At 60.1% G+C, this 5,128-nt stretch carries 5 protein-coding genes and 1 tRNA gene; 1 reads left to right on the top strand and 5 read right to left on the bottom strand.

Annotated features, from left to right (window positions below; translation table 11 throughout):
* Together Q0M35_RS17295 and leuB are read right to left on the bottom strand one after the other, a co-directional pair.
* Window positions 1–77: transfer RNA gene (locus Q0M35_RS17295), tRNA-Pro, on the bottom strand.
* A 112-nt stretch (window positions 78–189) separates the two neighbouring features.
* Window positions 190–1,296, bottom strand: a complete 1,107-nt coding sequence (gene leuB, locus Q0M35_RS17290) for a 3-isopropylmalate dehydrogenase (RefSeq protein ID WP_295317503.1) — start codon at window positions 1,294–1,296, stop codon at window positions 190–192.
* A 176-nt stretch (window positions 1,297–1,472) separates the two neighbouring features.
* On the opposite strand from leuB, the gene Q0M35_RS17285 reads away from it, so the two are divergent.
* A complete protein-coding gene (locus Q0M35_RS17285; RefSeq protein ID WP_295317502.1) occupies window positions 1,473–2,162 on the top strand; it encodes a DUF2306 domain-containing protein in 690 nt (229 codons plus the stop codon).
* On the opposite strand, the gene Q0M35_RS17280 is transcribed toward Q0M35_RS17285, so the two are convergent.
* From Q0M35_RS17280 to leuD, 3 genes are all read right to left on the bottom strand, one after another.
* Window positions 2,129–3,124, bottom strand: a complete 996-nt coding sequence (locus Q0M35_RS17280; protein ID WP_366519683.1) for an endonuclease/exonuclease/phosphatase family protein — start codon at window positions 3,122–3,124, stop codon at window positions 2,129–2,131. The genes Q0M35_RS17285 and Q0M35_RS17280 overlap by 34 nt on opposite strands.
* Window positions 3,125–3,183: 59 nt before the next feature.
* On the bottom strand, window positions 3,184–4,026 hold the full coding sequence (locus Q0M35_RS17275; protein ID WP_246227683.1) for a hypothetical protein: 843 nt from the start codon (window positions 4,024–4,026) through the stop codon (window positions 3,184–3,186).
* Between the two features lie 310 nt (window positions 4,027–4,336).
* Window positions 4,337–4,942 (bottom strand): 3-isopropylmalate dehydratase small subunit, encoded by a 606-nt coding sequence (leuD, locus tag Q0M35_RS17270; protein ID WP_295317501.1) that lies wholly within the window; start codon window positions 4,940–4,942, stop codon window positions 4,337–4,339.
* Window positions 4,943–5,128: the final 186 nt, after the last annotated feature.

Genomic DNA, 5,128 nt, shown 5'->3' with positions numbered 1-5,128 from the left:
TGGTCGGGCTGAGAGGATTCGAACCTCCGACCCCCTGCTCCCGAAGCAGGTGCGCTACCAGGCTGCGCTACAGCCCGACCCTGTGCGCCCGGATACTCTTATCACCGGCGCTTGGCAAGGCCCCCGCAGCACGCGGGCCTTTGTTCACTGCACCTCACGGGACCATGCCGGTATGATGATACGCGCCTTTCAGAGGCTCGCGTCGAGTGCGCTCAGAATGGCGTCGCTCATCTCGGTCGTGCTGATCGGTGTCCCGCCGGCCTCACCCATCAGGTCGGCCGTGCGTGCGCCATCGGCCAGCACCTTTTCGATCGCAGTTTCAAGACGCGTGGCTTCATCCCCCTGGTCAAAAGAATAGCGCAGCGCCATTGCAAAGCTCAGGATACAGGCGATGGGGTTTGCTTTACCCTGACCGGTGATGTCGGGGGCTGATCCGTGCACCGGCTCGTAAAGCGCTTTAGGCCGTCCGTCCGCATTGGGCGCGCCGAGGCTCGCGGAGGGCAGCATGCCGAGGCTGCCGGTGAGCATCGCGGCACAATCCGAAAGAATATCGCCAAAGAGGTTGTCGGTCAGGATGACGTCGAACTGCTTGGGCGCGCGCACCAGCTGCATCGCGCCGTTGTCTGCATACATATGGCTGAGTTCGACATCCGGGTAATCCTCGTCATGCACTTTCTGCACGACCTCGCGCCACAGAATGCCGCTCTCCATCACGTTGGCCTTCTCCATGGAGCAGACCTTGTTGTTGCGCCGGCGCGCCAGTTCAAAGGCGGACCGGGCCACGCGGTCAATCTCGCTTTCGGTGTACCGCTGGGTGTTGATGCCCACGCGTTCGTTGCCTTCCTCGAAGATGCCCCGCGGCTCTCCGAAATAAACCCCCGAAGTCAGCTCACGTACAATCATAATGTCGAGCCCGGATACCAGTTCCGTCTTAAGCGATGAAAAATCCGCAAGCGCGTCGAAACACTGTGCCGGGCGCAGGTTGGAGAAAAGATCCATCTCTTTGCGCAGCCGCAACAGGCCGCGTTCAGGCTTTACGCTGAAGTCGAGGTTATCGTATTTCGGACCCCCCACAGCGCCCAGCAGCACCGCATCGACCTCAAGAGCTTTGGCCATCGTGTCGTCATGCAGCGGCGTACCATGCGCGTCATAAGCAGCACCACCGACCAGATCCTCGGTTATGTCAAAGGCAAGTCCGCGCTTGTCGCCGAACCACGTGATCACGCGTCTGACCTCCTGCATGACTTCCGGGCCGATCCCGTCGCCGGGAAGGATAAGAAGGGAAGGGTTGGCCATGCGTCATCTCCTGCGAATTCAAGCTGCCAGCGGCCTATATCGGCGGGCGGCAAGGGTCAAGAACCGGCGCACAGGTTGCTCGCGCCGGGGCGCGCTGTGATGTCACGTGAAAGGCCGTAAACAGCGCGTTATAACGGGGGTGCGATGCTGGCGGAATGCTCACAACGGAGGCACAGATGACCCGCACCCTGCCGCGACTGTTGCGCTTTGCCGCTTGTGTACTGCTGGCGCTGATGATTCTGCCTTTCGCGCTTTACGCGCTGGTCACCGGTCTGTCCGGGCTGTTGCCGGATGACGCGCCGCGGGGTCGTTTCTTCACACCGGGCGCACCGCTGCTGAACGGGGCGGTTTTTGCGCATATGATGGCGGGTGGGCTGCTGTCCGTGCTGATCATCGTGCAACTGGTGCAGGGGATCAGGCTGCGCTGGCCGCTTGTGCACCGGCTAACAGGCCGTCTGCTCATTGCGGCGGCGCTGATCACCGGGGCGGGCGGGCTCATGTATATTGCCGGGCGCGGCACAATCGGCGGGCCCCCGATGAATGCCGGGTTTGCGCTTTACGGCGGACTGATGATCCTCGCTGCAATCGAGGCGCTGCGTCACGCGCGCGCGCAGCGCTTTGACCGGCACCGGCGCTGGGCGTTGCGCCTTTTTGTGCTGGCGATCGGTTCATGGCTCTACCGGGTGCATTACGGCATCTGGGACATGCTCGGATATGAGGCCGGCCTGGCCACGGATTTCCGCAGCCCTTTCGATCTGGTGCAGAACGTGGCGTTTTACCTGCCCTATCTCATCCTGCTGGAACTGTGGATGCGCCGCAGACCGGCGACCGTTCAGCGCGCGATATCAACCCAGACGAGGCGGTGACGGCTGGCCATGGCTGCCGTCCTGCCGGCCTCACTCGCCGGGTCAGGCCACCAGACACCACTGCCGGTCACCGTGAGATCGCGCGAGGGCAGCACGTAATCCACGCGCAGATTGCCCGGTACCGGATCTTCCCAGTCGGCGGTGTCGAAAGGATCGTCGCTGACGACGACGCTGCCGGTGCTGCGCGGAGCGGGGTCCTGCAACAGAGGATTGTTCAGAAGTCCGCGAATGGCCTCTTTGCGTCCTTCGCCGTCCTGCGGGTCCTGATTGGTGTCACCCAGCAGGACAAAATTCTGCGCAGGTGCAGGCCCGAATGTGCCGTCGAGGTAGTATTGCCAGAAAACAATTTCATCATGGTTGCGCCGACCGTTGCGGTCTTCGGGTCCGTCAAAGACTGGCGGACTGGCGTGAAATGTCAGCAGTGACAGCCGCCCCAGACCAGGGACCTCTACCGGCACCACCCAGTGTGCGGTGGTGGACAGGCGCTGGATGGCCTGAGCCTCGGGTGACGGGAAAGGTCCGTCATCGGTCTCGGGCAGCAGGGCCCCGGGAAAATCGCGCCAGAGCAGATCGGTGAAGCTTTGCACGTCCGCATCAATGATCTCAAAACGAGACAGCACGGCCATACCGCCCTGACCGCTGAAACGTCCGTAACCCTGTGCGTCGCGCGGGTCACCGGCACGTCCGTCGCCGTCCAGATCAATGCCGCTCTGGTACCCTGTATTGGGCCGTGCAGCAAAGCGCCAGGGATACGCGGGCCCGGTTACGGCAAGACGATCCGCAAAGGCATTGAGCGCGGCCCCCGTGAGATCATAGTCGAACCCCTGCAGCACTACGATATCAGGCGCTGTCTCCGTCAGAACCGATACGACGGCCGCGATGTCAGCGTTTTCGCCCCGCAGGATATCGCGCAACAGCAGGCCCGGTCCGTCGCGCTGAAGTTCGGTGTTGAAGGTGGCAATGCGGAACGTGTCGGCGCAGAGGCCGGAAGCACCCAGGCAAAGCGCCGCCGCCGCTGTGATCAGGCGGGCTGAAGCTCGCGTTCTTCGGCCTGGCTTGCATAGGCGCGGCGCCGCTTCTGATCGATCATGCTGGCGATGCGCATCATCGCAAATCCGCGCATGATCATGCTGGCAGGAAGAAAGGCCCATGCAGATATCGTCCAGATCAGGGTGTGCGGGTTCGCCAATGTGATCGGGTCTATCAGATCAGAGGTTGCTTTGACCACTGCCGGAATGAGAAACGGCAGCAGGAAACCGAGCGCTATATTGACCCGCGCATCGCGCTGCAGCCGGTAAAGCACATCGCCGCCAGCGGTCGGGTCGAAGAGCGGCAGATTGACCCAGACGTTGAAGGGGCCGTAGCGCACCGGCCAGCGGCCATAGCGCACGATGAAGTAAAACCAAACCATTGCAACCAGAGAGATCAGATAGGCAATCCCTGCGGCTGTGCGCACATCCTGGATCAGCCACTGGCTCACATCTGCAGGCAGCATCAGCACAATCAGACGCACCGGTGAGAAGGGGAAATCGATGGCATTGCCGATGATTGTGCCCAGAGCGGTGACGGCCTGGGTCAGCGAGGTCGGTTCGACCTTTCCCTTGGCGATCGCCGTCAGCATGAAAACTGTCAGAAAAAGAGTGACAAACCGCAGGCGGTTAAAGGGGGCCGCATCGCGGAATTCGACAATGCTGGGAGCGGCGGAATTGTATTCGATAAAGGTCAGAAACGCGGCGAGAAGAGCCACCAGAACAATGATCTGGGACTGATCCGTTGCCACGTCAGGCAGCAGAAGCGCTGGCGTGGCAATAAGAAGAGCCACCAACAGGCCACGCATTACTGCGCCCGATATACGAACAAACATACGTTTCTTTCCCTTCAAACCGGCCAGATGCGATTCAATGCCGCAATCTTGTTCCAACTTGATGCCACCGGGGCGGTGGGCTCTGCCTCATTTATGCCCCATTTGTGCCATCATTCGTCTTAGTTCCGCAAGTGTTACGGTTAACAAGACGCAATACTCTGGGCGTTTTGAGGGAAGGACTGGTGCGTTCTTGCATCAAATATGTGTCGAAAAACAGGCACATCGCAAGATCTTGTGGGCGGCGCGAGGACGCCCACAAGGAAAGGTTAACACGTGCTGCTGAATGAGGCGCAGGGCGGCCAGGGCCGGTTCAGACCCAGGGGCGGGCCTGAGCTGCTGATCCCTCAAAGGTGTCGATTGCCGCAGCTTTTTCCATGGTCAGACCGATATCATCAAGGCCGTTCATCAGGCAGTGCTTTTTGAAGCTGTCCACTTCAAAGCTGAACACCTCACCATCCGACGTGGTGATCGTCTGCGCCTCAAGATCGATGCTCATCCGGGCGTTAGCGCCCTTTTCGGCGTCTTTCATCAGTACATCCACCTGCTCTTTCGGCAGGGCGACGGGCAGGATGCCGTTCTTGAAACAGTTGTTGTAGAAAATGTCCGCAAATGAAGGTGCTATCACGCAGCGAATACCAAAATCCTTGATGGCCCAGGGCGCGTGTTCGCGCGAGGAGCCGCACCCGAAATTTTCACCCGCGACGAGGATTTCGGCCTCGCGGTACGCGTCTTTGTTCAGCACAAAATCCGCAACTTCATTGCCCTGACGGTCATAGCGCATCTCGTCAAAAAGGTTCACGCCAAGTCCCGAGCGTTTGATGGTTTTCAGGAACTGCTTGGGGATAATCATATCGGTGTCGATATTGACCAGTGGCATCGGTGCGGCAATTCCGGTGAGCGTGTTGAATTTATCCATGAAGAGGGGTCCTTACGGTTGTTCCGGACGCGCCGGAACCCGGACAGGTGTCCGCGGGTTAGGCCGGCGTATCACAAAAGAAGAGGTTTCAGAATGTCGTACATGTCGTACAGTGAAGGCACACAGGTTGAGTGGGACTGGGGCAATGGCACGGGTACCGGCAAGATCGCCAAAAAATACACGCAG

It is taken from the genome of Roseobacter sp. (assembly GCF_024639605.1).
GTDB lineage: Bacteria > Pseudomonadota > Alphaproteobacteria > Rhodobacterales > Rhodobacteraceae > Roseobacter.
Note: the sequence above shows the minus strand (reverse complement) of the source record. Positions and strands in the feature narration are given on the sequence as shown.